This is a genomic window from Faecalibacterium sp., from assembly GCF_052358865.1.
GTDB lineage: Bacteria > Bacillota > Clostridia > Oscillospirales > Ruminococcaceae > Faecalibacterium > Faecalibacterium butyricigenerans.
In genome coordinates this window covers 1-4,170 of the sequence record NZ_DAWCVJ010000124.1, presented here as the reverse complement: position 1 = coordinate 4,170, position 4,170 = coordinate 1, and the positions used below count along the sequence as shown (strand labels likewise).

Annotated in this window: 3 protein-coding genes; all 3 read right to left on the bottom strand. The window is 64.0% G+C overall.

The genetic code is table 11. The annotated features are described in order from the left end of the window. Positions 1–472: NAD(P)-binding protein (locus ACT8X9_RS12930; protein ID WP_444269264.1), on the bottom strand; the 472-nt coding region annotated here is incomplete at its 3' end. Then, the gene (locus ACT8X9_RS12925) at positions 472–2,478 is read right to left on the bottom strand and encodes a DHH family phosphoesterase (RefSeq protein WP_444269263.1); all 2,007 of its coding nucleotides are present in this window, start codon (positions 2,476–2,478) and stop codon (positions 472–474) included. The genes ACT8X9_RS12930 and ACT8X9_RS12925, both read right to left, overlap by 1 nt. Positions 2,479–2,505: 27 nt before the next feature. Continuing rightward, positions 2,506–4,140, bottom strand: coding sequence for a ribonuclease J (locus tag ACT8X9_RS12920; RefSeq protein ID WP_444269262.1), 1,635 nt, complete (start codon positions 4,138–4,140; stop codon positions 2,506–2,508). Between the last annotated feature and the right edge of the window lie 30 nt (positions 4,141–4,170).

The window sequence follows — 4,170 nt, the reverse complement described above, 5'->3', positions numbered from 1 at the left end:
CCTGCTTGCCGGTGTAGCCCGCGATGCGCTGTGCGTAGATGACGGGGCCCACGAGGCTGATGGCCGGCTCCTCGAGGTTCTTCGGCTCGGTGATGCCGGCCTCGGCGCGCTGGGCCTCGATCTTCGCCTTTGCCTCGGCGGGGGTCACGACGCCCCACATCTTGTTGAAGGTGTTCATATTGAAGGGCAGATTGTAGATCTCGCCGTGGTAGTTGGCCACAGGACTGTTGGTGTAGCGGTTGAACTCCGCGAACTGGTTCACATACTGCCACACGGCCTTGTTGTTGGTGTGGAAGATGTGGGCACCATAGCGGTGGACGTTGATGCCCTCCACCGGCTCGGTGTAGATGTTGCCCGCGATGTGGCCGCGCTTGTCGAGGACGAGGCAGCGCTTGCCCGCCTTCTTGGCCTCGTGGGCGAACACTGCGCCGTACAGGCCGGCGCCGACGATGAGATAATCGTACTGTTTCATCACTGTTTGTCCTTTTTCTTCTGTTCCGGCTCCGACTCGGGGCCGCTCTTCTTCTGCGCCTCCCGGTACTGGTCGATGGCCGTCTGGATGCGGCTGCGGGCCGCCTCCGGGGTGATATGCTTGAGCTGGGCCGCAGCCATGGTCTGATGTCCGCCGCCGCCCAGAGCCTCCATGATGACCTGCACGTTCACCGCGCCGAGGCTCCGGGCCGAGATGTTGACGCCGCCGCCCACCTGCACGGCCACGAAGCTGGCCTCCACATTCTGGATGGTCAGCAGGTCGTTGGCGGCCTGCGCGATGGCCACGCGGGCCTCGGGGGCCACCTCACCGCTGACGGTGATAGCGCAGCCCCGGTACATCTGGGCTTCCGATACCAGCATGGCCTTGGTGGTGTACTCCACCATGCTCACGTCAAAGAGCTGGCGCACCCGCTCGGTCTCCGCGCCGTAGCGGCGGAGGGCCGCTGCAGCCTCGAAGGTGCGCACGCCGGTGTGGAGGGTGAAGTCCCGGGTATCCAGCATGATGCCGGAAAGCAGACCCTCGGCCTCGATGCGGTTGGGCTTGTCGTCCCGGTCGCCCACATACTGCAGGAACTCGGTGACAAGCTCACTGGCCGAGGAGGCATACGGCTCGTGACAGACGAGGTCGGCGTTCTCGATGAAGCCGACGCCCTTGCGGTGGTGGTCGATGACGGCCACCTTGCCGCATTTTTCCAGAATTTCGCGGCTCTCCACCAGCCCCAGCTGGTATGTATCCACGATGATGCAGAGCGTTCTCTGGGAGATGATGGGCAGCGCACCCTTGGGATCGATGAAATCGTCCTCCTGCCCTGCCGCGACGAGGGCGTTGATGAGGCTCCCGGCGAGGGTGGCATCCCGGCGCACGGCGATAACAGCCGGCACATCGCAGATCTTGCAGATGCGCAGCACGCCCTCTGCCGCGCCGATGGCGTCAAGGTCGCTCATCCGGTGGCCCATGATGACCACATGGTCGGCCTCCTTAATGAGCTTGACCAGCTGGTCGGCCACGATGCGGCTGCGCACCTTGCTGCGCTTCTCCACGCCGTGGCTGACGCCGCCGTAGAAAGTAAAGCCGTCCGGAGTCATCTCCGCAGCCTGATCGCCGCCGCGCCCCTGCGCCATGTCCAGCGCCTGCACGGCCATATCCTGCGCCTCCCGCAGGGTCTTGGCCCCGCGTCCGATGCCGATGGAGATGGAAAGGTTCACGCTGGGGTCAAGGGCGCGGATCTTGTCCAGCACGTCATAGCCCCGCTTGGCGAACTGTTCCAGCTGGCGCTCCTCCACCACGGCGATATAGCGGCCGCTGGCCACCCGGCGCAGAAAGCCGGTGCCCCGGCCGATCATATCCTCCAGCACCCGGTTGATGCCCTCCAGCAGGCGGGCGCGCTCGCTGTCCAGCATATCGCTGAACACATCGTCGTAGCCGTCCACGAGAAAGACCAGATAGCCCGGGCGGCTGGCCTTGTACTCGGCCTCCACCTTCCGCAGGGCTGTCTCCTCGTTCAGTACGAGGAGGGTCATGCTCTCCGCCTCGCCGGGGACCGTGGAGCTGTGGACACTCCACGCCCCGTCGGCCAGATTCAGCAGCTGGCCGCCCGCCGTCCGGGATTCCTGTAGGTCGAGGCCGGGCAGCACCTTCTGCACCCGAGGGGTCAGAAGGGACTCTTCCTTCATCAGGCGGGTGCGGAACTCGGCGTTATACCACAGCACCGTCTCCCCCGACAGGAGAGCGGCGGGCTGGCTCAGCGGCTCGAGGCTGAACTGGGTCTTGGATTTTTCAAAGCTGCCGCCGCACACCCAGCGGGCCACCCAGCTGCGCAGCCGGCAGCGGAACAGGACGAACAGGACGCCCCACAGCACCACCAGCACAGCCAGCAGCGGCCAGATGGCCGGGCGCTGTACCAGCAGCACCAGCACCAGAAGGGCGCAGAGCACTGCCAGCGCAGCGGTCAGCATTTCAAGAGTCCACCTTGGTTTTTGTTTCATGAAGTATTATGCCTCCTGCGGGCAGCATCAGACCTCCATCAGGATGGGGAGGATCATGGGGCTGCGCTTGGTGCGGCGGTAGATATAGCTGCTCAGGGCCTCGCGCACGCGGGTCTTGACGCTGTTCCAGTCGCGGACGTGCTCCTCCACGCAGCGGTCGAGGGCCGTCTCCACGATGCTCTGGGCGCCGTCCATCAGGCTCTCGTTCTCCCGCACATAGACGAAGCCACGGCTCACAAGGTCGGGGCCGGCCAGCACCTTGCCGGTCTTGCTGTCCACGGTGGCCACGATGATGACGAGGCCATCCTCGGACAGATGCTTGCGATCCCGCAGGACGACATTGCCCACATCGCCCACGCCGAGGCCGTCCACCATGACAGCGCCCGCCGTCACCGGCTCGCCCAGCTTCATCTCGTCCTGACTGAGGATGATGTTGGAGCCATTCTCGGCGATGAGGATGTTGCTGGTGGGGATGCCGAGGCTGGCCGCCGTGATGGCGTGCTTCTTCAGCTGCTTGTATTCACCGTGGACGGGCAGGAAATACTTGGGCTTGGTCAGGGTGAGCATCAGCTTCTGCTCCTCCTGACAGGCGTGGCCGGAGACGTGGACATCGTACATCCCCTCGTAGATGACCTCAGCGCCCAGCAGGAGCAGGCCGTTGACGATCTTGGTCACGCTCTTCTCGTTGCCGGGGATGGGCTTGGCCGAGATGATGATGAAGTCGCCGGGGCCGACCCGCACCTGACGGTGGCTGCAGGAAGCCATGCGGCTCAGCGCGCTCAGAGGCTCGCCCTGACTGCCGGTGGTCACCAGCACCACCTGCTCGGGCGGATACTGATTGATCTCGTCGATGCTGATGAGGGTGCCCTCCGGGATGTGCATATAGCCCAGCTCCTGCGCCATGGCCGTGTTGTTGACCATGCTGCGGCCGCTGAAGGCCACCTTGCGGCCATCCTCCACGGCGAGGTCGATGATCTGCTGGACGCGGTAGATGTTCGACGCAAAGGAGGCGATGATGATGCGCTTGTTCTGCGCCCGGGCAAAGAGATTGCGGACGCTGGCGGCCACCTTCTGCTCGGTGGCGGTAAAGCCGGGCTTCTCGGCGTTGGTAGAGTCGCTCAGCAGGGCCAGAACGCCCTTCTGGCCGTAATCGGACAGGGTAGCAAGGTCGGTGGGGCCGCAGGCCAGCGGGGTGTAATCGATCTTGAAGTCGCCGGTCTGGATGATGGTGCCCGCCGGGCTGTCGATGGCGAAGGCCACGGCGTCCGGGATGGAGTGGTTCACATGGATCGGCTCCACCGTGAAGCAGCCCAGCTTGATCTTCTGCTTGGGGGTGATCTCCACGAACTTGGTCTTGCCCGCAAGGCCGAATTCCTCCAGCTTGTTGCGGATGAGGCCGCAGGTCAGGCGGGTACCGTAGATGGGCAGGTCGAACTTCTGCAGCAGGTAGGGGATGCTGCCGATGTGGTCCTCGTGGCCGTGGGTGATGAGCAGGCCCTTGATCTTATCCTTGTTCTGCACCACAAAGGTCATGTCAGGGATGACCATATCGACGCCGAACATATCGCTGTCGGGGAAAACGAGGCCGCAGTCCACGATGATCATGTCACCGCAGCACTCGTAGACCGTCATATTCTTGCCCACCTCGCCGAGGCCTGTCACTTATTCACATCTCCGAGCCCACGAGACGGA

What these genes read in the sequence shown, in the direction of transcription:
- ACT8X9_RS12925 (WP_444269263.1), bottom strand. Translation starts at nt 2,478, where the DNA reads ATGAAACAAAAACCAAGGTGGACTCTTGAAATGCTGACCGCTGCGCTG.